This window comes from Methylobacterium sp. WL8 (genome assembly GCF_008040045.1).
In the GTDB taxonomy this organism is placed as follows: domain Bacteria; phylum Pseudomonadota; class Alphaproteobacteria; order Rhizobiales; family Beijerinckiaceae; genus Methylobacterium; species Methylobacterium cerastii.
On the sequence record NZ_VRVF01000007.1, the window covers coordinates 91,835 to 116,942 of the forward strand.

At 71.6% G+C, this 25,108-nt stretch carries 21 protein-coding genes; 12 read left to right on the plus strand and 9 right to left on the minus strand.

The features are described 5' to 3' along the window. Positions 1 to 7: 7 nt before the first annotated feature. Positions 8 to 1,273 carry an oxalate/formate MFS antiporter gene (oxlT, locus tag FV234_RS04680; protein WP_147764327.1) on the minus strand — a complete coding sequence of 422 codons (1,266 nt, stop codon included), beginning with the start codon at positions 1,271 to 1,273 and terminating at the stop codon, positions 8 to 10. Between the two features lie 649 nt (positions 1,274 to 1,922). Here oxlT and FV234_RS04685 point away from each other — a divergent pair. From FV234_RS04685 to FV234_RS04690, 3 genes are all read left to right on the plus strand, one after another. Beyond that, positions 1,923 to 2,615, plus strand: coding sequence for a GntR family transcriptional regulator (locus FV234_RS04685; RefSeq protein WP_147753813.1), 693 nt, complete (start codon positions 1,923 to 1,925; stop codon positions 2,613 to 2,615). Positions 2,616 to 2,774: 159 nt separating this feature from the next. Continuing rightward, positions 2,775 to 2,924 carry a hypothetical protein gene (locus FV234_RS26050; RefSeq protein ID WP_187273576.1) on the plus strand — a complete coding sequence of 50 codons (150 nt, stop codon included), beginning with the start codon at positions 2,775 to 2,777 and terminating at the stop codon, positions 2,922 to 2,924. A 182-nt stretch (positions 2,925 to 3,106) separates the two neighbouring features. Continuing rightward, complete coding sequence (locus FV234_RS04690; RefSeq protein ID WP_306422445.1) at positions 3,107 to 4,159, plus strand: HD domain-containing phosphohydrolase; 1,053 nt, start codon at positions 3,107 to 3,109, stop codon at positions 4,157 to 4,159. A 10-nt stretch (positions 4,160 to 4,169) separates the two neighbouring features. Here FV234_RS04690 and FV234_RS04695 read toward each other — a convergent pair whose 3' ends face one another. Continuing rightward, a complete protein-coding gene (locus FV234_RS04695; RefSeq protein WP_238273058.1) occupies positions 4,170 to 5,438 on the minus strand; it encodes an MFS transporter in 1,269 nt (422 codons plus the stop codon). A 73-nt stretch (positions 5,439 to 5,511) separates the two neighbouring features. Next, a complete protein-coding gene (locus FV234_RS04700) occupies positions 5,512 to 6,516 on the minus strand; it encodes a helix-turn-helix domain-containing protein (protein WP_187273577.1) in 1,005 nt (334 codons plus the stop codon). Between the two features lie 326 nt (positions 6,517 to 6,842). Here FV234_RS04700 and FV234_RS04705 point away from each other — a divergent pair, with 326 nt between their 5' ends. The 3 genes from FV234_RS04705 to FV234_RS04715 all read left to right on the plus strand — a co-directional run bounded on the left by FV234_RS04705 (position 6,843) and on the right by FV234_RS04715 (position 8,021). Continuing rightward, entirely contained in the window at positions 6,843 to 7,058 is a 216-nt protein-coding gene (locus FV234_RS04705) for a hypothetical protein (RefSeq protein ID WP_147764330.1), read from the plus strand. Between the two features lie 124 nt (positions 7,059 to 7,182). Continuing rightward, a complete protein-coding gene (locus FV234_RS04710) occupies positions 7,183 to 7,686 on the plus strand; it encodes a CAP domain-containing protein (RefSeq protein WP_147764331.1) in 504 nt (167 codons plus the stop codon). A 74-nt stretch (positions 7,687 to 7,760) separates the two neighbouring features. Further along, entirely contained in the window at positions 7,761 to 8,021 is a 261-nt protein-coding gene (locus FV234_RS04715; protein ID WP_147764332.1) for a DUF3658 domain-containing protein, read from the plus strand. 150 nt (positions 8,022 to 8,171) lie between these two features. On the opposite strand, the gene FV234_RS04720 is transcribed toward FV234_RS04715, so the two are convergent. After that, positions 8,172 to 9,146: a right-handed parallel beta-helix repeat-containing protein gene (locus tag FV234_RS04720; RefSeq protein ID WP_147828233.1), complete on the minus strand. Its 975-nt coding sequence runs from the start codon at positions 9,144 to 9,146 to the stop codon at positions 8,172 to 8,174. Positions 9,147 to 9,288: 142 nt separating this feature from the next. Between FV234_RS04720 and FV234_RS04725 the strand changes: the two genes are divergently transcribed. Beyond that, the gene (locus FV234_RS04725) at positions 9,289 to 11,439 is read left to right on the plus strand and encodes an FUSC family protein (protein WP_238273059.1); all 2,151 of its coding nucleotides are present in this window, start codon (positions 9,289 to 9,291) and stop codon (positions 11,437 to 11,439) included. Positions 11,440 to 11,454: 15 nt separating this feature from the next. Here the strand turns inward: FV234_RS04725 and FV234_RS04730 are convergent, their stop codons facing one another. Next, entirely contained in the window at positions 11,455 to 12,585 is a 1,131-nt protein-coding gene (locus FV234_RS04730) for an alpha/beta fold hydrolase (RefSeq protein ID WP_147764335.1), read from the minus strand. Between the two features lie 220 nt (positions 12,586 to 12,805). Here FV234_RS04730 and FV234_RS04735 point away from each other — a divergent pair, with 220 nt between their 5' ends. Beyond that, on the plus strand, positions 12,806 to 14,242 hold the full coding sequence (locus tag FV234_RS04735) for a phospholipase D-like domain-containing protein (RefSeq protein WP_147828234.1): 1,437 nt from the start codon (positions 12,806 to 12,808) through the stop codon (positions 14,240 to 14,242). Here FV234_RS04735 and FV234_RS04740 read toward each other — a convergent pair. Next, positions 14,160 to 15,011, minus strand: a complete 852-nt coding sequence (locus tag FV234_RS04740) for an endonuclease/exonuclease/phosphatase family protein (protein ID WP_246686115.1) — start codon at positions 15,009 to 15,011, stop codon at positions 14,160 to 14,162. The genes FV234_RS04735 and FV234_RS04740 overlap by 83 nt on opposite strands. Positions 15,012 to 15,246: 235 nt before the next feature. On the opposite strand from FV234_RS04740, the gene FV234_RS04745 reads away from it, so the two are divergent. Together FV234_RS04745 and FV234_RS04750 are read left to right on the plus strand one after the other, a co-directional pair. Beyond that, positions 15,247 to 16,482: a DNA repair exonuclease gene (locus tag FV234_RS04745; protein ID WP_147828235.1), complete on the plus strand. Its 1,236-nt coding sequence runs from the start codon at positions 15,247 to 15,249 to the stop codon at positions 16,480 to 16,482. 88 nt (positions 16,483 to 16,570) lie between these two features. Further along, on the plus strand, positions 16,571 to 20,047 hold the full coding sequence (locus tag FV234_RS04750; RefSeq protein ID WP_147764338.1) for a YhaN family protein: 3,477 nt from the start codon (positions 16,571 to 16,573) through the stop codon (positions 20,045 to 20,047). Here the strand turns inward: FV234_RS04750 and FV234_RS04755 are convergent. Then, on the minus strand, positions 20,034 to 21,530 hold the full coding sequence (locus FV234_RS04755; RefSeq protein WP_147764339.1) for a carboxypeptidase M32: 1,497 nt from the start codon (positions 21,528 to 21,530) through the stop codon (positions 20,034 to 20,036). The two genes, FV234_RS04750 and FV234_RS04755, sit on opposite strands and share 14 nt — an antisense overlap. A gap of 314 nt (positions 21,531 to 21,844) precedes the next feature. On the opposite strand from FV234_RS04755, the gene FV234_RS04760 reads away from it, so the two are divergent. Continuing rightward, positions 21,845 to 22,513: a DJ-1/PfpI family protein gene (locus FV234_RS04760; RefSeq protein ID WP_147764343.1), complete on the plus strand. Its 669-nt coding sequence runs from the start codon at positions 21,845 to 21,847 to the stop codon at positions 22,511 to 22,513. Positions 22,514 to 22,607: 94 nt separating this feature from the next. Then, positions 22,608 to 22,796: a hypothetical protein gene (locus tag FV234_RS04765; RefSeq protein WP_147764340.1), complete on the plus strand. Its 189-nt coding sequence runs from the start codon at positions 22,608 to 22,610 to the stop codon at positions 22,794 to 22,796. Positions 22,797 to 22,807: 11 nt separating this feature from the next. Here FV234_RS04765 and FV234_RS04770 read toward each other — a convergent pair whose 3' ends face one another. Both FV234_RS04770 and FV234_RS04775 read right to left on the minus strand, forming a co-directional pair. Further along, a complete protein-coding gene (locus tag FV234_RS04770) occupies positions 22,808 to 23,704 on the minus strand; it encodes an MBL fold metallo-hydrolase (protein ID WP_147754333.1) in 897 nt (298 codons plus the stop codon). A gap of 205 nt (positions 23,705 to 23,909) precedes the next feature. Further along, positions 23,910 to 25,100 (minus strand): murein L,D-transpeptidase family protein, encoded by a 1,191-nt coding sequence (locus FV234_RS04775; RefSeq protein ID WP_238273062.1) that lies wholly within the window; start codon positions 25,098 to 25,100, stop codon positions 23,910 to 23,912. Positions 25,101 to 25,108 lie beyond the last annotated feature (8 nt).

Consider the following 25,108-nt stretch of genomic DNA (forward strand, 5'->3'; position numbering starts at 1 on the left):
CGCGGCCTCAGGCGGCGACGGCCCCTCGGGCGGCGGTCGTCTCGGGCGCGGCGAGCATCGCGTTGGCGACCACGCGCTTGCGCCAGGGCTTCAGCACCGCGATGGCGAGTATCGAGGCCAGGATGTTGGCGCCGGCCGCCAGCAGGAACACGCCGTCCCAGCTGCCGGAGCTCTGCTGCAGGTAGTTCGCTGCCGGCACCAGCAGGGCCGCCGTGCCCTTGGCGGTGTAGAGCAGGCCGGCGTTGGTCGCCGCGAACTTCGACCCGAAGGTGTCGGTGCAGGTCGAGGGGAAGAGCGAGTAGATCTCACCCCAGGCGAAGAACACGAAGCCCGAGAGCAGCACGAACCACAGCGGATCGTGACCCCAGAGGTAGAGCATGTAGATGCCGAAGCCTTCCATCGCGAAGGCGATGAACATCGTGTTCTCGCGGCCGATCTTGTCCGAGACCCAGCCGAAGAACGGCCGCGTCAGCCCGTTGAGCACCCGGTCGATGGTCGCGGCGAAGGTGATCGCCACCATGGTGATGCCCATGATCGTCACCGGGACCTTGTCGACGCCGATGTCGGCGGCGATCGGCTTCAGGTTGGCGGTGATCATCAGGCCGCCGGCGCCGACGATGACGAACATGAAGTACATCAGCCAGAAGATCGGCTGCCGGACGACCTCGCCGGGCGCGTAGTTGCGCCGGGTCTGGATCACGTTGGCGTTCACCGCCGCCTCGGGCACCTGGCCCTTCTTCGGCGAAATCAGGAAGAAGGCGAGCAGGCAGACGACGATGCCCTGGCCGAGGCCGAACCAGAGGAACGCGGCCTGGAAGCCGTTCTCGGCGATCATCCACTGGATCGGCGCGACGGTGAAGGCCGAGCCGGCGCCGAAGCCCGCCGCGGTGATGCCGGCTGCGAGGCCGCGCTTGTCCGGGAACCACTTGAGCGCGCTGCCGACACAGGTGCCGTAGACCGCGCCCGCGCCGATGCCGGCGACGACCTGGCCGAGATAGAACATGTTGAGCGTGGTGGCGTAGGAATTGATCACCCAGCCGACGCCGCAGAGCAGGCCGCCGAACAGGACGACCACCCGCGGGCCGTACTTGTCCACGAACCAGCCTTCGACCGGGACGAGCCAGGTCTCGAACAGCACGAACAGCGTGAAGGCCCACTGGATCGCCGCGCGGTCGAAGCCGAACTTCTTCTGGATGTCGGGCACGAAGAACGTCCAGCCGTACTGGAGGTTCGCGATCATCACCATGCAGACCACGCCGAGCGCGAGCTGCATCCATCGATATCCGTCGGACACCCGTCCGATCGCCTGTCTGTCGTCGTTTGGCATCGTCATCCTCCCAGAGGTCTTGCTTGAGGCCGGTTGTCCGGCACGTGGCGTGTCGTCCGCGTTGGTCGCGGCGTCGTCGGATCGGGAACCGCCCGAAAGGGACGGTCGCCGACCTTTGCGCCGTTATTCGCCGACGCCCTTCAATCCTCGATGTCGTCGCGCGGAGACCTTCGTCCACGCGAGAACCGCAATGTCGGCATGGTCCTGATGCCGCGTTCCGGCTTCCGATGCAGCTTCGATTGCACGGTTCATCTCGGAAAAACTTTTGGCACCGCAACAAGAAAAAGTCAGCGCACCGGCTGGGCGATCTCTGGTCTACGGTATGCCAGAAATATCGTGCGATATCCGCTCGGAACCTGTCAACGCGACCGGAATAAAAATACAGAAATTTCGTTCGGATTAGGAGCTGCCGACAGACGTGGTCCTCAAAGGGACGGCTCGGCCCGAGTGCGAGGCTTCGGAGCCGAGCGACGGCCGATCCGACCGACCCTGCATCGCCGCGTGTGCCATCTAGGCTGACGCCAAGGTTTGCGTTACGTCGGCGATCGGTCGCGCGTCGAATTCCAATCCAAGAACGCGGACCGACGGATACGGCATGTCGAACTCCGAGTCGCTCAGCATCAAGCCGATCGTGGTCAGTTCGAGCCTGCGCACCCTCGCCTACGAGGCGTTGAAGACGTTCATCACCAACATGGACATCTACGGGCGCCCGGACGAGGTGCGCCTCGACGAGCGCAAGCTGTCGCAGGATCTCGGCGTCAGCCGCACGCCGGTGCGCGAGGCGCTGACCGTGCTGGAGCAGGAAGGGTTCGTCCGGTCCGAGGCCCGGCGCGGCGTCTTCGTCATCAAGAAGACGAAGAAGGAGATCGTCGGGATGATCCATTCCTGGGCGGCACTCGAAAGCATGGCCGCCCGGCTCGCCTGCACCCGGGCCTCGGATGCCGAGCTGCGCTCGCTGCGCGAGGCCTTCCCCGAGTTCTACGACGGGCGGCCGGCCGAGCACATCGACGAGTACTCGGACGCCAACATCCGCTTCCACCAGAAGATCATCTCGCTCGGGCAATGCGCGGTGATCTCCGAGCTGTCGAGCAACCTGCTGATGCACGTGCGCGGCATCCGCAACACCGCGCTCCGCCAGGGCGACCGGGCCGAGAAGTCGATCCGCGAGCATGTCGCGATCATCAAGGCGCTCGAGGCGCGCGACGTGGAAGCCGCCGAGCGGCTCGTGCGCGACCACGGCATCGGCCTCGCCGACCACGTCGACGCCTACGGCGCCTACCTCGACTGAACCGATCCCGGTTTTCCGATCTTCCTGCGCGCGTGGTGCACTCCGTCCACCGCGCGCGAACGCATGCGCGCCTTACATGATTGGTATGTGGCGTTTGGCATACCAGAATGCAGCGCACCATGAGATCTATTGCGTCGCAACACGCATCGGGATCCCGCCATGTTCTCCTCGTTCCTCGCCGTCTTCGCCGCCCTCGCCAGCGTCCAGGTGCTGCTCGTCGTGAAGCTCGCCGACTTCCTCACCGACGGCGCCGAGGCGCGCAGTGCCCGCTCGGTCGCAGCCGACGTCCACGGCGCCACCGCCGCCTGAGCACGCGTCCGAGTTGTAATCCGCCGCGCGTCTGCGCACTCTGCCCGCGAGTCGAGGGGCGAGGCCCGATGCCGAATCAGGCATCATGATGGCGTCGCCGAAGGAGGCCGGAAACGGTTCACTCATGAAGTTCGGTTTATCGTCAACACGGCGTTGACGAGGACAACCGAGGAAGGCCGGCATTGGCACAGGGCGCTCCGTTCCCGGCCATGGAGGACGCGTTCGTCCTCCTGATCACCGACCGTCCGGACCTGCGGCGCACCCTGGCGCGCGGGATCGACCTGGTGATGCCGTGCCGCACGGTCTCGGCCTGGCCTGAAGGCGGCGCCCGCCCCGCGCTGGTGGTGATCGACCTGCCGGCAGCCGGCGCCGACGCCGTCCGCGCCGACACCGCCTTGACGCCGACGCTCGTGCTGGAGCGCGACGCCGCGCGGCGCCGGCCCACGTCACCCATCCTGAAGACCCTGCCGGCCGCGACGCGGCGCGAAGCGATCCTCGCCGACGCCTTCGCGATGATCGAGGTCGCCATCGCGCGGACCCGGGTGCTCGATGCGCGGAGTGCCGCCGCGACGACGATCGTGTCGGAGATCTTCGATTCGGCGGCGCTCGGCGCGCCGTTCCAACCGAGCGAGATCGATCGCGGCACCGAGATCGTCCTGGCCGCGGTGTCGGAGGTCGGCATCGGCGACTGGCTCGCCACGGTGTGGCGCCACGACGCCGGCGTCTACCAGCACACCCTCGGCGTCGCCGGCTACGCCGCGGCGTTCGGCGGCCGGGTCGGCCTCTCGCGCCCCGACCGGCACCGCCTGACCAAGGCCGCGCTGCTGCACGACATCGGCAAGGCGCGCATCCCCGTCGAGATCCTGAACAAGCCCGGCCGGCTGACGGCGGAGGAGATGCGCCTGATGCGCCGGCATCCGGAGATCGGCGCGGGGCTGCTCGACGCGCAGGGCGGATTCGATCCGGCGATCGTCGAGGTGGTGCGCCACCACCACGAGAAGCTCGACGGCACCGGGTATCCGGCCGGCCTGCGCGACGGCGCGATCACCGACCTCGTCCGCATCGTCGCGATCTGCGACGTGTTCTCGGCGCTGACCGAGCGCCGGACCTACCGCGATTCCGTCGCTGCCCCCGAGGCGCTGGCGACGATGGAGGGGATGAAAGGCCACCTCGACCGCGCGCTGATGCAGGCCTTCGCGCCCGTGGCCCTCGGCCGTGCGGTGGAGTTGGCCTGATCAGCGCGTTTCAAACGCGCCGGCCTCCACGCGGCTTGAAAAGACTCACGCCCTGCCCGCGACGGGCCGCCATCGCGGCGGAGACCAGGCCGAGGCCGCCGACGGTGGCGAACAGCGCGGCGAAGGCGCGCCCGATCCCGTCCGCGCCGAACACCCGGTCGTTCAGCAGACCGAGCAGGGCCGGCCCGGCGCCGAGCGCCACGAGGGTCACGAAGGCGATGAACAGGCCGCTGATCCGCCCCCGCAGGGCGACCGGCGTCAGGAACTGGATGCCGGCCAGGCTCGGCGGGCTGCAGAAGCCGAGGGCCGCGACCAGGGCCGCGAACCCGCCAAGCGAGAGGCCGAGCCCGGGCGCGAACACCATGACGAGGGTCGCAGGCAGCGACAGCAGGAGCCCGAGCCCCAGCATCCGCGGTGCGGCGCGCGGGCGCTTGCGCTTCGCACGGTCGAGCACGATCCCGCTGACGATGTGTCCCACGGGCGCCGCAACCAGCACGACGAGGCCGAGGATCAGCCCGCTCTCGGCCGGCGTCACCTTGAAGGCGCGCACGTAGAAGGTCGGCGCCCAGGCGGTCAGCGTCTGGCCCATGAGGATCGCGGCGGTCGAAGCCACGGTATGGGGCAGGTAGGCGCGGCCGTGCCGGACGATCCAGGCGAAGGCGCGCGACCACGGCGGCAGTGGGACCGGGACCGACGGAGGGGGCGGTTCGGCGATGCCCCAGGTGAAGGCCAGCAGCACGAGGTTCGGCAGGGCCGCCAGCACGAACAGGGCCTGCCAGGGCGCGAGCGCACCGAAGCCCGGCAGCGTCAGGCCGCCCTGCCCCGTCAGCCAGCCGAGGGTCGCCCCGCCGACGAGGAGGGCGAGGCTTCGCCCGAGCGTACCGCCGGTGGTCAGCAGCGAGACCCCACGCCCAAGCCGCGCCCGCCCGACCCGCAACGCGAGCAGGGACAACGCGGCCGGGACGACGCCCGACTGCCCCAGGCCGAGGAGCATGCGGCTCACGAACAGGGCGGCGAAGGAGCCGGAGAGGCCGCAGGCCAGCGTCGCGAGGGTCCACACCACGAGGCAGCCGAGAAGGAGCGTGCGCCGATGCCCGCGGTCGGCCAACGCGCCGACCCAGGGCAAGCCCGCCGCATGCAGCAGCGCGAAGGCCGAGCCCTGGAGCAGGCCGACCTCGGCGTCGCTCAGCGCCAGATCGTGCTTGAGCGGCGTGGCGAGCACCGTGATCAGGAACCGGTCGCTGAAGGCGAAGAACTGCGTCGCCGCGAGCAGCAGCACCAGCCCCCAGCCGGACGATCCGCCGCTTCGCTCCGCGGTCGGTAGGCGACGAGGTGTGGACGCGAGTGCCGGTTCAGTAGAGTTCACAAAGCCACGCGGCGAGTTGCGACCGGGCGTCGGCGATCCCCGCCCGGGAGGCGCGCGCCCGCTGCAGGTCGGCACGGAACTGTCCCGGCGGCCGCCCGAATGCCGCGTGAAACGCCCGGTTGCAATGGCTTTCGCTGCCGAAGCCGCAGGCGAAGGCCAGGGCCGCGATCGAGCGGGTCTCGCTCGGTCGCCTCAGGCAGGCGCGCAGGCTCTCGAGCCGCCGGAGCCGGAGCACGTTCGCGACGCCGCCATCCTCCGAGAACGAGCGATACAGGACGCTGCGCGAGACGCCGACGCCCCGCGCGATGGTTTCGGCGTCGAGGGTAGAGTCCGACAGGCGCGTGGCGATGAACGCCTCGGCGCGCTCGCGCCGCAGCAGGACGAGCTGCGCTTCGGTGTCCGGGTCGAAGCCGAGCCCGGTCCTGTCGTCGAGCACGGCGGCCAGCACCGTCGTCAGGGCGCGGGCCGCGCCCGCCGCCGCGCGCGGGTTCATGGCGGACGCTCGGCGGGCGAGGGAGACCATCAGGTCGGCGACGAGCCCTCCACTCGCCTCGGGCAGCACCGTGCCGTGGAAGCCGCGAAGCCCGCGCAGCGAGCCTTCGACCGGATCGCGCGCGAGCGCGACGGTGACGACGTGCGCGTGGTCCGCCCGGCTCGATTGCGGCCGGGTGGTGTCGAACAGCAGGATCTCGCCGGGCGCCACCCGAACCTCGTCGCCCGGGACGCCGCCGGACAGGCGGCCGGCGAGCAGGAGGTGGAGGTTGACGTGGTCGAAGCCGTCGCGGCGCACGCGCGCCGCGCCACGGCTGTGCACCAGCCCGTTCAGATGGCGATCGAACACCACCATCCGCGGGAAGCGGTGGGCCTGGAAGCGGGCGTAGAACCCCTCCCCCGTCAGGGCCACGTCGGAACCGTGGGCGTAGAGGTCGTGGTAGGTGCCGAATCCGTCGGGGGCGTCCGGCGACTGCGCGGCGAAACTGAAGGATTGCAACGTCACGGGTCGGCCGAAGCGAGTCCATTCGACACGTCGGTCGATGCGATGTTCATTATTCACCGCTGAAACACGGGTGCAAGGCGGCCCACGGCTGCAACCACTGGGGAATGATTACGCATCACACCTAAAAGTCCGATCGGAGACGAGGCTCGAATGCAGCCTATCCCCGTGCAGGAACGGCCCTCGTGGCGCGCCTGAGGTGCCTCCGCCGAGGTCGCGGTCGGCCCGCATGGGTCTGCGATGGAACGGCGCATCGACGGACGCTGCTCCGGTGCTAGCTTCCTCGCGACGCGCCGAAGGGCAGCGGGCCTCGGAGGATCGCGATGAGCGGCGTGTTCTTTCTCTACTTCACCGCCTGCATGGCGAACGCGCCCGAGACCTGCGAAGCGCGGCGCATGCCGCTCGACGTGGCGACGCCCCGCGCCTGCCAGCACGTCGCCCAGCCGCAGCTTGCGCGCTGGGTCGAGGAACACCCGGACTACCGGATCGCCGGGTGGCGCTGCGGCGCGCCGATGCGCGATCCCGGCACGCGGATCTGATGGCGGGCGTGGCATCGCGGGCACAGGCGCCCGCCCTTGCGCACGGTGCGCCGTCGCGCGCCCCGGTTTCGCCGCATGGGACGGGCCAAGGCGAGGCTCCGTCCCGCCAGCGAACCCGTTCCCGATGCCATACAGCGCCGCCCGCCGCCTCAAGGCCTTCGCCGCCTACGGCCTTTTCGCCCTCGCGCTCGCCGGCTGCGGGACTCCGACGCTCATCGAGAGCGCCGGCCCGGTCAGCCCCGTGATCCTCGACGAGAATGCGGCCGCCGCCGCGATCTCGCGTTACCGCGCCCAGCACGGGCTCGGGCCGGTCACCGTCGACGCCGGGCTGGTGACGGCGGCCGCGTTCCAGGCCGGCAACAACGCCCGCACCGGACAGCTCAGCCACGAGGTCGGCGGCAGCTTCACCGCGCGGATGGCCTCGGCCGGGCTCGGCCGGTCCTGGTCGGCGGAAAACCTCAGCGCCGGCTCCGAGACCTTCGATCAGGTGCTCGCCCGCTGGAAGGCCTCGCCCGAGCACAACAAGAACATGCTGATCCCGCAGATCCACCGCATCGGCATCGCCCGCGTCGACGCACCGGGCACCCGCTACAAGCGGTTCTGGGCGCTGGTGATGGCCGGCGGCTGATGGTCGAAATCAGACGCTGGGCATCCAATCGCGGGATCCACTAAAGTTGGAAAGCGGACCTGGGAGGGGTAGAAATGGATCAGCCAGTAGCCATGAGCATTGCTGATGTCTCAGTCGCGGCTATGATCGACGATGAAATTATGCGCGCTGCAAAAGAGCGTTGGCAGAAAGTGGCCATGATCACGGCTATAATAATTCATGCTAACCCTCGTCGAGGAATAAAGGACACAGCAATAGCAGAGCGTATCAAATTGCTTGTTTCACTAGGCAAGCTCGAAGCGCAAGGGAATTTAGACCGTATGCGCTACAGCGAAGTTCGGTTGCCACCACGGTAGAACCTGCAACCCACACTTCGCTCGTATGGTCCGCTAAGGGTCGAAAGCAGCCCTCCGCTGCAAGTGCCAAGCGTCTGATGTCGACCAAGAGAGCGCCTTCCGCCGAAGCGGACGCCTTTTCGGCGAAAGACAGCACATCATGATAAGGGCCTATTCGACCGTGTTCGGCGCGACGACGTTGCCGGTGCCGCCGTCGGCATTGTCGAGGCTGCTGCCGAAGGGATAGCCGGAATCCTGGCTGCAATAGAGCCGCCAGCCGCCGCGAGAATTCACCACGATCGCCGCCGACGCGAACAGGCCGTCGCCGGTGAAGGTGTTTCCGGTGACGACGTTGTCCGACGGCGTCTGGTGGCGGACCGTGCCGCCCTCCCCGCAATTGCGGTAGAGCCGCACGCCGCCTTGGCCCTGCGTGGCGATGCGGTTGCCGGTGATGCGGTTGCGCGCCGAGCCGTCGACGGCGATCGCCTCCCGCCCGAGCGCGACGGCGATGGTGTTGTCGGCGATGACGTTGTCGGCGCTCTCGGCGTCGAGGTAGATTGCGTCCGCGCCCGAGCGGCCGTCGAGGGTCGAGCCCTGCAGGGTGAACCGCGTCACGCCGGGGGCGAGGTAGAGCGGGATGTGCCCGAGCGCGGTGATCGTCGAATCGCGGATCGTGACCTCGGTCGGCGCCGCCGCCTGCGCCCGCTCGGTATGGCCGAGGCTGTGCGACGACGCCTTCACCGCCGCCCCCTGGCCGTTGAGGCCCATGCCCCAGACGCGGACGTGGCCGAGGATGCGGCAGTTGCGAAGCATGACGCCGCTGGGGCGCGACCAGGTCCCGCCGGGGCCGGCCGGCGCGCGCGAGCGGATCTCGATCGCGAAGTCGGCGAGCGTCGGCGCCGGCTCGGCTCGCCCGATCGTCGCGCCGGCGCAGTCGATCTCCGCGCCCGACGCCTCCGCGCCCTCGACGACGACCCGGCGCAGGACGTGGTCGCCCGGGCTCAGCGTGATCGAGCAGGCGATCGCGGCGGTGTCGTCGCCGGGGCGCGGGGGCGACAGCAGGCGGGCGCGCGTGGCGGCATCGCAGGCGCGCGCGGACACAGGTTCGACGAGGGCGGGCGGGGCCGGCGGCAGGGTGACGATCATCGCCGGGAGATGACGCCCGACGACGGCAATTTCGGGATCGGCACGCGCAGGTCCGCAATGCCGCCGTCACCGGTTCCGCTCGCGGGCGAACGGCTCTAGACCTCCGATGCGTCGACGACCGGTCCGGCGCTGGAGCCGCAGGTTGGCAGACCCCGTCCCGAGCGCCCCGCGGAACCCCGCCAAGCGGACGGTGCTCCGTGCCCGCCGCCGCCGCACCGCGGGCGGTCGCGGCAGCCTCGGCCGGCCGGGCTCCGACCTGACGCGGCTGCCGGTGGCACTCGACCCGCGCGGGCTGAGCCTGGTCGAGGGCGTGCGCGCGGCCTTCGCCTTCGCGATCGTGCTGCTGGCCAACGAATGGATCCAGTGGCCGCCGCTCCTGACCATGGCGCTTGCGGCCAACCTCACCTGCTTCTGCGACACCGGCGGCCCGATCCGCATCCGCCTGCGGGTGCTCACCGCCTTCTCGGTGCTCGGCGGCCTGATCTGGGGGGTGTTCGGGCTGATCCAGCCCTACGGGCCGCTCGTCGTGGTGCCGGCCGCCTGCGCGGTGATCTTCGCTTGCGCCTACGCCCGGGTCTGGAGCGTGCAGGCCCAGGCCGCGGGCAACGTGCTCGTGGTGGTGCTGTGCATCGCCATGGACCGGGCGCTGAGCCCGGAGGAGGCGGCGATCATCGCCGCGATGTTCCTCGCGGGCGGCCTGTGGGCGACCGTGCTGGCGCTGGTGCTGTGGCGGCTGCATCCCTATCGCGCGGCGCACCGCGCCGTCGGCGAAGTCTGGCACGCGCTGGCGCGGCTGACCGGCGACCTGGAAAAACTCGCCGCCGCGCCGGAGACGGTCGCGGCCGCCTTCGACGGCCATGCCCGCGCCCACCGCCGCGGCGTCCGCGCCGGCATCGAGGCGGCGCGCGCCCTCCTGCTCGACCTCGCCCGCTCGCGCGAACGCGTCTCCGAGCGCACGGCGCAGGCGCTGCTGCGGCTTGAGACGGCCGAGCAGCTGTTCTCGGGCCTGATCGGAATCGCCGAGCTGATCGAGAGCGCGCCCGAGCCGCACCGGCGCGCGGCCGCCAAGCTGTTCCTGCGGCGCCTGCGCCCGCTGCTGATCGCCATCGCCCGCGCGATCCGCGACGACGCCGACCTCGACCTGCCGCGCCTGGAGCCGGCGATCGAGCGAGCCACCGCGGGATTGGAGGCGACGCCGATCCTCGCGCGCCTGGCCGAGCGGATCGTCGAGCGGGTCCGGATCGGCGCCAAGCTCTCGACGCCGGAGGGCTACCGCCCCGGCGGCGCGCTCGCCGACGGCGGCAGCCTCGGTTGGCGGACGCGGTTCTTCGGGCCGCTGCGCACCAACTTCACCCTGGCCTCGGCCAACCTCCGCCACGCGGTGCGCGCCAGCGCCGTCTGCGCGCCGGCGCTGGCGGCGACGCTGATCTGGGCCGGCCCGTTCTCGCACTGGCTGGTGATGACCGTGGTGCTGACGATGCAGCCGTTCTACGCGGCGACCTGGCAGCGGGCGCTGGAGCGGATCGGCGGCACCGTGCTCGGCGGCCTCGTCGGCGCGCTGCTGGCGCAGATGGCGACGACGCCGCTGATGCAGATCGCGCTGATCCTGCCGCTGAGCATCGTCGGATTCGCCGCGCGCCAGGTGAGCTACGGCTTCTTCGTCGCCTGCCTCACCCCGTTGATCGTGCTGCTGATCGAGGTGATCACCCCCGGCCACTCCTCCTGGGAGGTGGTCGGCATGCGCGCGCTGTTCACCATCCTTGGCGGGCTGATCGCCGTGGTGAGCTGCCTGCTGCTCTGGCCGATCTGGGAGCCGGACCAGGTCCGCAAGGAGCTCCGGCGCGCGCTCGCGAGCCATGCCGCCTTCGCCGAGGCGGCGCTCGCCGACACGGCGCCCCCGGAGCGCGAGGCGCGGCTCTCGACCTGCGCCCGCAACGCCGGCCTCGCGCTCAACGACCTCGAAGCCGCCCTGTCGCGCGCCCTGCAGCAGCCCCGCGCCGGGCACCATCCCGAGGTCGAGGCCGCGATGGTCGCCGACGCCACGCTCCGGCGGATCAGCGCCCGCCTCACCGTGCTGCGCCACGCCGGCGCGCCGACCCAGGCCGAGGACGGCACCTGGAAGGCCTGGATCGCGGCGAACCTCCAGGCGCTCGCCGAGAACCGCTACCCCCTCCCCGACCGCCCCGGCGGCGCGCGAAGCCCGCAGCTGCAACGCCTCGTCGCCCAAGTCGACCTGCTCACCGGCACCCTGCGGCCGGGGCAGGTGCGGGAGGCGGTGTCCGCCGTCGCGTGACCGCGCCCCGTCTTCTCAGTTCAGGGCCTGCGGGTCGGCCTCCTGCAGGAAGGCGGCGACCTCGCGGAAGAACTGCATGCGGTTCTTCTCCATGATCACCGTATGCGTGCCCTCGCCGAGTTCGACGAAGCGCTTGTAGGGGACGTTGGTCAGCTTGGTGAAGTATTCCTGCGCCTGGTAGCTCGGCAGGTCGGCGTCCCATTCCGCGTGGATGATCAGGGTCGGGACGCGGATCTCGCCCGGATCGTAGAGCGGCTTGCCGGCCTGCCAGTAGGCCTGCGAGTCCGCGACGACGCCGTTCGGCGCGCGCAACACCGGGGGCGAGAGCGCGGCGCCGACGGCGTCGGTGGCCCATGTCGCGTCCGCCCACTGCTCGAACCAGCCCGCCGGGATCAGGTCGCCGCGCTTGTCCTCCGGGACGCCCTTGAGCCAGCGGTCCCTGGCGCTGTCGCGGGTGACGGTACGATAGGCGCCGAGTGGCCCGGACGTGCCAAGGTTCGGGGGCGCCTTGGCGATCCATTGCGGCGCGTAGAGGACAAGGCGGTTGACCTTGTCGTTGTGGGTCGTGGTGTAGAGACCCATGGTCGAGGTGCCCCACGACCATCCCATCAAGTCGAGCTTGTCCACGCCGCGGCGCTTCAGGATGAAGTCGACCGCGACACCGACGGCCTTCGCAGCGTCGGCGGTGCGCATGAACGGCGGGTTGTCCGCGGCTGCCTGGTCCATCTGCTTCGGCCGGCTCGAGAAGCCGTAGCCGGGCAAATCAACGAGGTAGACGTCGAACCCGAGTCCCGCGAGGTAATCCATCATCGATAGCCCAGCGAGCGGAAGATCGAAGGCGGTGGAGGCTGGATAGGTCGCCCCGTGGACGTAGAGCAGGATCCGGTCGGCGGCGAAGCGCGATTGCCCGGCCGGACGCTTGTTGCGGACGTAGAGTTCGATCCCGTCCTCACCGGTCGGGACCCGGAACTCCTCGCGTTCGATCGATGGTGCCGCGGGCTCGCGGGCCTGCGTCGGCGCTGCAGCCAATCCGAGGCCTAGCACCGCGAGGCCGCGGAAGACCTCACGGCGGGGCACCGCGCTCGTGTCGGCGGCCGGCGTCTGACGGCCTTCGGCCAAGAATGTCCGTTTCGATGGCTTGGGCATCGTTTTCTCCCATCCGTATCTGGCGTCGGATGACGGAGATGAATCACCCCGACGGCATGCAGGCAACGGACGTAGGAGCGGAGCGCGAACGAACCGCGACGATCGTCGCTGGACCGCTTTCCCGCCGGACGCTGACTCACCGAAAAAACCCTGCGCACCGTCCGCGCGTCGCCCCGTTTCCCTTATATCGCCCCGGGGGCATCGAGAGCGGATACGGGCTTTGGAAGACGCGTTGATCCGGTGGCTGCAAGCCACCGCCCACCTGCGAGCCGACGTGGCGGCCGTCGTCGGGACCGCGCTGGCGCTCGGCGTCACCGTGCATGCGCTCCTGCGCAAGCGCCGGGTCAGCGTCGCGGTCGGCTGGATCGGGCTGGCGTGGCTCTCGCCGGTGTTCGGGACGGCCCTGTACCTCCTGTTCGGGATCAACCGGGTCGAGCGCCGCGCACGCAAGTTCCAGTCGAAGCCCTCCGCGGCGCCGGGCGCGCCGAACACCGAGGACGCCATCGTCCCCGAGGTGATGTGGCCGCTGGACAAGGCGGTGCGCCGGATCACCGGCCTGCCGGCTTTGGCCGGCAACACACTGCGCCTGTTTCGCAACGGCGACGCCGCCTACCCGGTGATGCTCGGCGCGATCGACCGGGCGCGGTCGAGCATCGCCCTGTCGAGCTACATCTTCCGCGACGACCCCACCGGGCGGACCTTCTGCGCGGCGCTGAAGGCGGCGCAGGACCGCGGCGTGGCCGTGCGGGTGATCATCGACGGCATCGGCGGCGGCTATTTCCGCGCGGCGGCCTTTCGACGGTTGCGGGCTTCGGGGGTGCCGGCCGCCCTGTTCATGCATTCCGGCTTGCCCTGGCGCATGCCGTTCCTGAACCTGCGCACCCACAAGAAGCTGCTGATCCTCGACGGGCGCGAGGCCTTCACCGGCGGCCTCAACATCTCGCAGCCGAACCGCCTGCGGACCCGCCCCGACCACCCGATCCGCGACACGCACTTCCACGTCGCCGGCCCGGTGGTCGAGCAGCTGATGCTCGCCTTCAGCGCCGACTGGGCCTTCGCGGACGGCGGCGTGCTCGAAGGGCCTGACTGGTTCCCGGACCTGCAACCCGTGGGCGACTCCATCGCCCGGGTCGTCCTCTCCGGGCCCGACGCGGACGTCGAGAAGATCGAGTTCGTGATCCTCCAGGCGCTGGCCTGCGCCCGCAGCTTGGTCCGCTTCGTCACCCCCTACTTCCTGCCGGACGAGGTGGTGATGAACGCCCTCATCCTCGCGAGCCAGCGCGGGATCACGGTGGACATCGTCATCCCGCGGGTCAGCGACCACCATTTCATCGATTGGGCGACGCGGGCGCACGTCGCGCCGCTGATCCGCAACGGCGTGCGGATCTGGCTCGACGAGCCGCCCTTCGACCATTCCAAGGCGATGGTGGTGGACGGGGCCTGGTGCTTCGTCGGCAGCGCGAATTGGGACATGCGCAGCTTCCGCCTGAACTTCGAGCTCAACGTCGAGATCCACGACGCGGCGCTCGCCGCTCAGCTCGAGACGTTCATCCGCGCCAAGATGGAGACGCCGCTCACGATGGAGGCGATCGACGCGCGGGCCTTGCCGGTCCGTTTGCGCGACGCAGGCGTGCGACTGCTGCTGCCATACCTCTGAAGCGAAGGCGCGGGGCCTCGCCGGGCGGGGCCGGGCTGAGGTGGACGACGATGGGCCGGTGGTCGGAAGGCCCGCGCGGCAGCACCGCGTGCTCGCGGCAGACGAGGCCGCGCACCAGGCATCGGTCGAGGCGCAGCGGCACCATCTCGACCATGGCATGGGTCGGCCGGCGCGGCCCCACGTCGCGGAAGCCCGGCAGCAGCGCCGGCCCGACGATGTTGTAGTCGCCCAGGATCGCCGAGCGCTCGGGCAGCATGCCGACGATGCGGCGGAGCTGGAGCCGGTTCAGCATCTGGCCGTGCGAGAGGTGTACGTTGGCCACGCCGAAGTCGCCGAAATCGAGCACCTGGCAGACCCGGTGGACCACCGCGCCGGACGGCAGCGTGACCACGGCCGGGTTCGTCGCCCACGGCGTCGGGCACCACATCGCCAGCCCGTGGATGCGGCCGGGCAGCGGCACCCAGGCGTAGGACCCGCCGACCCGTTCGGTGATCCCGGCGATCTCGCGGGTGGCTTCCTGCATCAGCAGCAGGTCCGGCCGCTCCTGCTCGATCAGCGCGACCACGTCCTCGACCGCCGCGCCGGTGCGGCGCAGCAGGTTCCAGCTGACGACCTTGCGCGACGCCGCCGCGGCATCCGCCTGTCGGAGCGGCGCCGGCGCGACGGAATCGAGGCCGAGGGGGGCCGAAGAGACCTGGGATGAGACCTGGGATGAGGCTTGGGATGAGGCTTGGGATGAGGCTTGGGATGAGACCTGGGATGTCGCCATGCGGGCCGTTCGTGCTCCTGACCGCGCTCTTCCGACAGCCTGGGGCAGGCGCGAGACCGGGATGGGACCGGGCGGGTTTCGCCCGCCTCCCAACGCGCGACCCACGATCCCGTTGCCCTGTTGACGCAACGCTCCTCCACCCTTGAGCCGTGCGCCGCAAGCGCCCAGAACCCATCTCGACCGGACCGAGGCCGCAAGGGGGCGCTCCAGACGGCGCTCCAGATCTTTGGAATCCATGACGCGTTTCACGTTCATCCACGCCGCCGACCTGCATCTCGGCAGCCCGCTCGCCGGGCTCGGCGCGCGGAATGCCGAGATCGCCCAGCGCTTCGCCTCGGCCGGGCGCCGGGCGTTCGAGGACCTCGTCAGCCACGCAATCGAGGCCCGCGTCGCGTTCCTGATCGTGGCCGGCGACGTCTACGACGGCGAATGGGCCGACCACTCGATCGGCCTGTTCTTCGCCCGCCAGGTCGCGCGGCTCGACCGCGCCGGCATCCCGGTGGTGCTGGTGCGCGGCAACCACGACGCCGAGAGCGTGATCACCAAGGCGATCACCCTGCCGGAGGCGGTCCGCACCTTCTCGACCAAGAAGCCGGAGACCATACGGCTCGACGCGCTGAAGGTCGCCGTGCACGGCCAGAGCTTTCCGAACCGGGCGGTCGACGAGAACCTGTCGCTGTCCTACCCGGCCGCCGTGCCGGGCTGGTTCAACGTCGGGGTGCTGCACACCTCCTGCACCGGCCACGCCCAGCACGCGACCTACGCGCCGTGCTCGGTCGCGGACCTGCGGGCGCGCGGCTACGATTACTGGGCGCTCGGCCACATCCACGACTACACCGAGCTGTCGCAGGATCCTTGGATCCTGTTCCCCGGCAACCTCCAGGGCCGCAGCATCCGCGAATGCGGGCCCAAGGGCGCCGTCGCCGTCGAGGTCTCCGACGGGCAGGTGGCGGGCGTGCGCCGCCTGATCGTCGACCACGCCCGGTTCCACAACCTCTCCGTCGCCGTCGACGAGGCCGAGACCGAGGCGCAGGCGGTGGCGCTGGTCGAGGCGGCGATGCGTCCGCTGGCGGCGCTGGCGGAGGGCCGCCTGCTCGCGGTGCGGGTGCACCTCACCGGGACCACCGCCGCCCACGACCGGCTCGCGGCCGACCGCGAAACCCTCACCGCGGAGATCCAGGCCGCCGCCGACCGCGTCCACGAGGACATCTGGCTGGAGAAGCTGAAGATCGAGACCGCCCGCCCGAGCGGCGGCCCGCGCGAGAATGTCGTCGACGCCATCGACCCGGCGACGCTGCTCGCCGAGATCGACCGCGACCCCGAGTTCCGCGCCCGCGCGACGGCGGCGCTCGCCGAGATCGCCGCGAAAGTGCCGGCGACCGAGGACGGCGACCTGGCCGGCGACCTCGACACCCTCTGCGCCGAGGCCGAGGCGATGATCCTCGGCCGCCTCACCAAACGCGCATGCTGAGCCTGGCGCGCATGCCGAGCTTGGCGCGCATGCCGAGCCCGGCGCCCCCACCGAACTTGCGCCCGGTCTCGGCGGAGCGGAGACACCCATGCGCCTCTTGAGCCTCGACCTCGAACGCTACGGACCCTTCACCGGGCGGCGGGTCGAATTCCGTGCGGACGCGCGCCTGCACGTCGTGCTCGGGCCGAACGAAGCCGGAAAATCCTCGGCGCTCGCCGCGGTGACGGACCTGCTGTTCGGCATCGAGACGCGCACGGCCTACGCCTTCCTCCACGAGATGCCGCAATTGCGGATCGGCGCCGAGATCGGCAGCGCCGACGGCGGCCGGCTGGCGTTCCGACGCCGCAAGGGCAACCGCAACACCCTGGTCGACGCCGACGACGCCGCCCTGCCGGAGGCGGCGCTCGCCCCCTTCCTCGGGGGCCTGACCCGCGAGGTGTTCTGCCGCGCCTTCGGCCTCGACGCGAACAGCCTGCGCGAGGGGGCCAGGGAGATGCTGCTGGCCGAAGGCGAGCTCGGCGCCAGCCTGTTCGCGGCGGCCTCGGGCCTGCGCGGCTACAGCGACCTGCAGAAGAGCCTGGAGGCCGAGTCCGACCGAATCTACGGACCGCGCAAGCGCCAGGACCGCAGCTTCTACCAGGCGTTCGACCGCTACGACGAAGCCCGCAAGGCGATCCGCGAGACGGGGTTGCGCGCCGGCGACTGGCGCGAGCTCAACGAGGGCATCGCCGCGGCCGGGGCGTCGCTGGACGCGATCAAGGCCGAGCGCATGCGGATCGCCGCCGAGCAGGCGCGGCTCGCGCGGCTCAGGCGCGTCGGCCCGCTGATCGCCGAGATCGACGCGCTCGCGGCGCGGGACGGCGCCGAACCCGATCTGGTCGAGGTCCCCGACGCCTGGGTCGAGCGCCTGGGCGAAGCCTGCGCGGCGCTCCGCGGCCGTCAGGCGGAGGCCGTGCGCATCGATGCGGCCGCGGACGCGGCGCGGGCGGCCTTCGCGGCGGTGGCGGTCGACGCCGGGCTCGTCGGGCGCGCCGAGGAGATCCTGGAAGGTTTTCGCGGGATCGACCGCTTCGACAAGAACGGGGCCGACCTGCCGCGCATCCAGGGCGAGGCCGACCAGTTCGACGCCGAACTCGCCCGGCTCGCCGTCCGGGTCGGCCTCCCCGACGTGGAGGCGCTGACGCGGCGCCAACCCTCGGACGCCGAGCGCGCCCGGGTCGAGGCGCTGATCCGCGACGGGCAGGAGGACGCCGCCGCCATCGCCCGCCTGGAGCGCGACCTCGGCGCGGCCCGCGCCGAGCACGAGGGCCTGCTGCGCGACGTGGCCGAGGGCGGCACCCCCGTCGACCCGGCTCCGTTCCGCGAGGCGTTGCGGCCGCTGGTGGCGATCCGCACCGCGATCGTCGAGCGCGACGCCCTCGACGCCACCGTGCGGCGCGCCGAGCAGGTGCTGCGCGGCCAGGCGGCCCGCCTGTCGCCGCCGGTCGCCGACGTCGCGGCCCTGGCCGACGCGCCCCTGCCGACGGTCGAGACGGTCGCCCGCTTCCGAGCCCTGCTCGACGGCAAGGAGCGCGAGCGCGCGCTGGCCGTGGAACGCCGCGACGCCGCGAGGCGCCAGGTCGCGGCACGCCAAGCACGCCTGCGCGAACGCGAGGCCGGACGGCCGATCGCGACCCGCGCCGACCTGTCGGCGCTCCGGGCCGAGCGCGACGCGGCCTTCGCGCCCCTCCGCGAAGCGCTGAGCGACGGCGTTCGGCGCCCGCCGGGCGAGGTCGCAGCCTACGAGCGCCTGGCCCAGGCCGCCGACCGTCTCGCCGACGAGCTCGCCGCCGACGCCGCCCGCGTCGCCGAGCACGCCGCCGACGGCCAGCGCCTCGACGCCGAGATGGCCGAGTCCGCGGCTGCGGACGAGATCCTGGCCGAGATCGAAGCCGAGGCCGCCGAGGGCTTGGCCGCCTGGGCCGACCTCTGGCGCCCGGCCGGCATCGCCGCCGCGACGCCAGCGGAGATGACGACCTGGCTCGGGGAAGCCGAAACCCTGATCGAGGCCAAGGGCGCCCTCGACGAGCGGCGCATCGACCGGGCGCTGCGCACAGAGCGCATCGAGGCTTCGCGGGCGCCGCTGCTGGACCTGGCCGCCCGCGCCGAGCTGGCGGACCTCGCCGGCCTCGACGTGGGGCTGATCCTCGCCCGCATCGAGGAGCGCGTCGCAGGCATCGCGTCCCGCTGGGAGGCGACCCGCGAGGCGAACGCGCGGATCGGCGCCGCCGCGGTCGGGATCGCGCGGTTCACGGCGAGCCTATCCGACGCCAGGACGAAGCAGGCCGCCTGGCGCAGCGCCTGGGCCGAGGCGGTCGGCGCGATCGGGCTCGACGGCGAGGCCGGGACCGAGATGGCGACCCGCGCGCTCGCCGCCTGGCAGGCGGTGCCGAACGTGCTCGCCGAGCGCGAGAACCGCCGCGCGCGGGTCGCCGGCATCGGCCGCGACATGGAGGCCTACCGGGCCGCGGTGACGCCGCTGATCGCGGAGCTGGCGCCCGACCTCGCCCACATCCAGCCGAGCGCCGCCATCCGCAGCCTGCAGAAGCGGCTGCAGGAGGCGCAGGCGAGCGAGACCCGCCGCCGCGAGCTCGCCAAGCGGCGCGACGAGGCGGAACGGGAGGCCGGGGCGGCGATGCGCGCGCGCGACGACGCGCTCGCATTGCTCGCGCGGCTTCTCGCCGACACGGTTCCCGACCTCTCGGCCGAAGCGCAGGACGTGGTCGAGGCCCTGCACGGGCGCCTCGTCGCCCGGCGCGCGTTGCGGGCCGAGGCGCAGGCGCGCCGCGCCGAGCTGGCCCGCGCCGCCGACGGCATCCCCGAGGAGACGCTGCGCGCGGATCTCGCCGCCATCGATCCGGACGCGATCGAGGCGGGGCTGCGCCGTTTGGCGATGGAGGACGAGGACCTCGACCAGCGCGGCAAGACGGCCTTCGCCGAGCGCGACCGGAACGAGCGTCGGCGGGAGGCCCTGGAGGGCGGCACCGGCGCCGAGCTGGCGCTGGCGCAGAAGAAGGCCGCCGAGGCCGAGCTACAGGGCAGCGCCCGGCAATGGGCGGTCCTGAAGCTCGCGAGCCTGATGCTCGGCACCGCGATCGCCCGCCAGCGGACCGGGCAGCAGGACCCGCTGCTGGCCCGCGCCGGCGGGATCATGGCGGCGCTCACCGGAGGCGCGTTCTCCGGCCTCGCGCAGGATTACGACGAGGCCGACAAGGCGCTGATCGTGGCGCGCCGCGCGGGCGGCGAGACGATCCACGTCCAGGGTCTCAGCGAGGGCACCCGCGACCAGCTCTACCTCGCCCTGCGCCTGGCCTACCTGGAGGATTACGCGGGCAAGGCAGAGCCGGCGCCGTTCATCGGCGACGACCTGTTCTCGACCTTCGACGACGCGCGCACCGGGCACGGCCTCGAAGCGCTGGCAGCGATCGGCGGCACGGTGCAGCCGATCCTGTTCACCCACCACCGGCACGTGGCCGACCTGGCGCAGGCACGCCTCGGCTCGGCCGTGGACATCATTCCGCTGTAGGGCGCCCGTAGCGCGCCTCGAGGTGGGCGAGGTAGGCCTCCGTCCCGAGCGGAGAGCCGGTCGCCCGCTCGAGCAGCGTGTCGGTGGGGAGCCGGCTGCCGTGTTCGTGGACGTGCGTGCGCAGCCAGCCCCGCAGCGGCGCGAAGTCGCCCGTGGCGAGGCCCGGCAAGATTCCCGGCTCGGCGCGCTTGGCCGCGGCGAAGAGCTGGGCGGCGGCCATCGCCCCGAGGGTGTAGGTCGGGAAGTAGCCCCAGGCGCCGCTCGGCCAGTGGATGTCCTGCAGGCAGCCGAGGCGGTCGTTCGGAACGGTGAGGCCGAGCAGGCGGCGCATGCCGTCGTTGAACGCGCCCGGCAGGTCGGCCAGTGCGAGGTCGCCGGCGATCAGCGCGGATTCGAGGTCGTAGCGCAGCAGGATGTGGGCCGGATAGGTCGCCTCGTCGGCATCCACCCGGATGAAGCCGGGCTCGACCCGCGTGTGCAGGCGGTGGAGGTTCTCGGCCGTGAAGGCGGCGCCGTCGCGGCCGAACTCCGCCCGCACCAGGGGCGCCAGGAACGCGAAGAATTCGCGGCTGCGGCAGGCCTGCATCTCGACGATCAGCGATTGGCTCTCGTGCAGGCTCATGCCGCGCGCCTTGCCGACGGGCTGGTTGCGCCATGCGGCCGGGCGGCCCTGCTCGTAGAGCGCATGGCCGGTCTCGTGCAGCACGCCCATCAACGCCCGCCCGAAGTCGGCCTCGTCGTAACGGGTGGTGATCCGCACGTCGTCCGTGGCGCCGCCGCAGAACGGATGCAGGCTGATGTCGAGGCGCCCGCGGGTGAAGTCGAACCCGAGCGCCCGCATCAGCGCCAGCCCGATCCGCTTCTGCGCGTCCACCGGGAACGGGCCGTCCAGCGGCAGCGGCGCGGGCTCGCCCGCCTGCCGCTCCCGGGCCGCCGCCACCAGCCCGGGCAGCCGGGTGCGCAGCTCGGCGAAGAGCGGGTCGATGGTCGCGCGGCGCATGCCGGGATCGTACTCGTCGAGCAGCGCGTCGTAGGTCCCGAGCCCGAGCGCCGCCCCCTTGATCGCCCCGATCTCGCGCTGGAGCCGCAGCACCTCGGAGAGATGCGGCAGCAGCAGGCCGAAATCCGACTGCGCGCGGGCCTCGCGCCAGACCATCTCGGCCTTCGAGGTCGCGCGCGAACTCGCCTCGACGAGGTCGCCCGGCACCGAGGCGGCGTGGGCGTGGACGCGGCGCATCTCGGCGAGGTTTTCCGCCTGCCACGGATCGAGCCCCTGCTCGCCGGCGGCGGAGAGCGCGTCGGCGGTCTCGGGTGCGGTCAGGATCTCGTGGGCGAGGCCGCGCAAGGTCGCGAGCTGGTCGGCGCGGCCGTCGGCGGCGCCGTCCGGCATCAACGTCTGGGAATCCCAGCCGAGGATGCCGGCGGCGTCACCGATCGCGTCGAGGCGGGCGAAGCGGCGTTCGAGACCGGAATAGGCGTTCACGATGCGCGAGCCTCTGCGTTGGCGCGCCGGCCTCGCGAGCGGCCGGCTGGGATGGCGGCCTTCGTCATAGGCGCCGGGCGCCACCGGGAACACCCCGCCTAGAGATCGGAGATCGGCGCGAGCCCGCGCCTTTCGCAGGGAGCGCCCCATATCGTCGCGACGCGCCGAGGGCGCCGTGGGACCGGAGCAGAGTGGTGGATCGCCGTGCCTTCGTCGCCGCAGCCCTGGCCTCCACCGCCCTCGTCGGAGGCCCCGTCGCCCACGCCGCGACCGAACCCAGGTCCGTCGCGAAGGACGGGCCGGTGCGGATCGCCATGCTGCTCTATCCGGGCATGACCGCGCTCGACGTGGTCGGCCCGCAGGAGATCCTTTCAGGCCTCGCGCCCGGCAGCCTGGATCTCGTGGCGCGGGCCGCCGGTCCCGTCGCGAGCGATACCGGGCTCGCCCTCGTCGCCACCGCGGATTTCGAGACCTGCCCGCGCGACCTCGACGTGCTGTTCGTGCCCGGGGGCGACGGCACGCCCGACCAGATGCGCGACTTGGCGACCCTCGCCTTCCTGCGCGACCGCGCCGGGCGCGCCGCCTGGGTCACCAGCGTCTGCACCGGCTCGCTGATCCTGGGCGCGGCGGGCTTGCTCGCCGGATACCGCGCGACCTCGCACTGGTGCGTGCGCGACGCCGTCCTACCCCTGCTCGGCGCCGTGCCGGTGGACGAACGGGTGGTGTTCGATCGGAACCGCGTAACCGCGGCCGGCATCTCGGCCGGGCTCGATTTCGCCCTCGCGCTGGCGGCGAGGCTGCGCGGCGCGGACTACGCCCGCACCAGCCAGCTCGTGGCGGAATACGCGCCGCGCCCGCCCTTCGACGCCGGCAGCCCGGCCGCGGCCGGGCCGGCGATCACCCAAGCGGCGGACGCGATCCTCGCCCCCCTCGTCGCGGGCGCGCTGGCGGCGGCCCGCGACCGGTCACGCACGCCTCCGTGAACGGGCGGCCCGGAACGGGGGCAGCGGGGGCGCATTCTCGCCAACGAAGCGGTCGCGCACCCGACCACCTGGAACCGCTCCGCGAGAAGCCCCCATGACGCTCGGAATGCTCGTTTCGGCCGCGATCGCGGCGCTCGGCCTGCTGGTGGCGATGGGCCTGATCGGGCACCCGGTCGACGGACAGCTGCTCACGAATTACGGCTGGAGCGGCGTGATCATCGGCGTCGCGCTGTTCGGCTTCTTCGCCTACCTTCAGCGTCGGCGGCCGCGCGCGAGCGCGTGAACCGGATGCCGTCAGGCGATGCGGATCAGCGGCTCGCGGCGGATCGCGGGCGTCGCGCCAACCTCGACGCGCTGGCGCTCGCGGGCGATGTAGGCCGTCGGCATCACAGCCTGCATGTCCGCCTCGACCGAAAGCAGGGTCGTGTCCGAATGGCACGGGTGCAGGTGGATGATCGCCAGCGCCTTCACGCCGGCGGCCTGGGCGAGCTCCACGCCCTTCTGCCAGGTCGAGTGACCCCAGCCGCGGCAGGTCGGGTATTCGCCGTCGGTGAACATCCCGTCGTAGACCATCAGGTCGGCGCCCTCGACGAAGCGCATCAGCGCGGCGTCCGGCCACGGGTCGGTGTGCTCGATGTCGCTGATGATGCAGAGCCGCTTGCCACCATGCTCGAAGCGATAGCCGACCGAGCCCTGGGGATGGTTGAGCAGGATCGTGTCGACGGTCGCACCGTCGGCGAAGGTCAGCGTCTCGCCCGCGCGGAAGCCGTGATGCTTCAGCGTGCACGGGAGGATGTCGAGGGTCACCGGGAAGAGCGGCGGCGAGAACAGGCGGCCGAGCGCGTCCTCGGCCGACTGCCCGTCGAGGTTGCCGCACCAGGTGTTGATCGTGCGCTCGGCGTCGAACACCGCGGGCTTGAAGAACGGCAGGCCGCCGGTGTGATCGAGATGCAGGTGGCTGAAGAGGAGGTCGACCTCCTTCGGCAGGTCCTGGCGGTTGTGCTGGCCGCAATTATAGAGGCCCGAGCCCGCGTCGACGACGAACAGTCGCTCGCCGCAGCGCACCTCGAGGCACGGGGTGTTGCCGCCGAACTCGACGTATTCCGGGCCGCAGACCGGCGTCGAACCACGCACGCCCCAGAAGCGCAGCGTGAGACCGCCGTCCGTTACAGGACTTCTCGACATCGTCATCACGGGTCGTTTTCGTTCGGATGGTCCGATCGACTTCGATCTGGAACCGTTCTCCGCTCCGGCGTCAATGCGACCGAGGCGGTGGGCGGACGGTGGTTTCCTCATCGCCGCTCTCTGACAGAGTTTGAGATGGGTGGGCCCCGCAGGCTGCGATGTGCGAGCCCGCACATGGGATAAGTCCCATCCACGCCTCGCGTTTCGGATTTCACGGCCGGTCGGCGAGCGCGAGCGGTCCGGTCGCCCTGCGGCCGAGCCCCGCCGGATCGACCGCCCAGCCGGCGCGGACGAAGCGCGGGATCCGGTCCTCGAAGCGGGCGTCGAGGCCGCCGAAGGGATCGGGCCCGCGCTCGAAGGACGGGACGAAGCCGGCCATGCGGGTCGGCGACAGGGCCGAGCTTGGCGCGGCCCAGGCGGCCCAGGTCGCCTCCGGCACCGGCGGGGCGCGGCGCCTCGCCGGGATGACCACCGTCTCCAGCCCGGCATAGGCCAGCGCCTCGGGCCGGCTGACCTCGCCGAGCGAGGTGCCCTTGGCGGCGAGCGCCGCCCAGAAGGCGTGCTGGCCGCCGTCGGAATAGGTGGTGCGCATCGCCGCCGCCCCGTCCTCGACGAGGGCGGCGATCCGCGCCTCCTCCGCGGCGCGCCGGGTGGCGACGGCGGCTTCCTTGCCTGAGTCCTTCGAGGGCGCGAAGGCGTAGCGCCCGCCCACGACGGAAACCTGAAGTTCCTCCCCCGTGGCCTCGAACCGGTCGGCGCCCGCCTTCAGCTCGCGCCAGAACGCGATGTTCGGGTCGGTGCGGTAGCGCGCCATGTTCTCGGCGGTCATCCGGAACGGGTAGGACTGGAACTGGAACGCAGACTGCCCGCCCTTCAGCGCGTCGCGGGCGATCGCGTAGATCTCGCCCACGGTGTTGTCCATCATCGCGAAGCAGCCCATCGACGAGCATACGCCGTGGACCATCACCGCCGAGCCGGTGCCGCCATGCGCCCGGTCGTAGGCGTTCGGGTAGCCGACGTCGAAGGACAGGTAGTAGTGCGAGTTCGGGTTCATCTGCCGCTGCGGCACGCTGTAGAACCCCTCCGGCGTCTGCCGGTCGCCACTCTTGCGCTTCGGCCCGAGCTGGCCCGACCAACGGCAGATCGGGAACGTCTTGACGTAGACGAAGCGCCCGCCGGCCCCCTTCTTCCACACCTCGATCTCGGATTCCTTCTTGTAGGCCCGGAACAGCACCGGAGCCTGCGGGCTCGTGCCCTTGGCCGCCATCAGCGCGAGGGTGGCGCCCGGGATCGGCGCCTCGGCCTTGGCGTTCTGCGCCGACGCCTGACCCGCGACCAACAGGGCGAGCACGACGGAAAACCCCGACGCGACGAGACCTCTCAGGGGGCGGGCTGGACGCATCGCGGGGC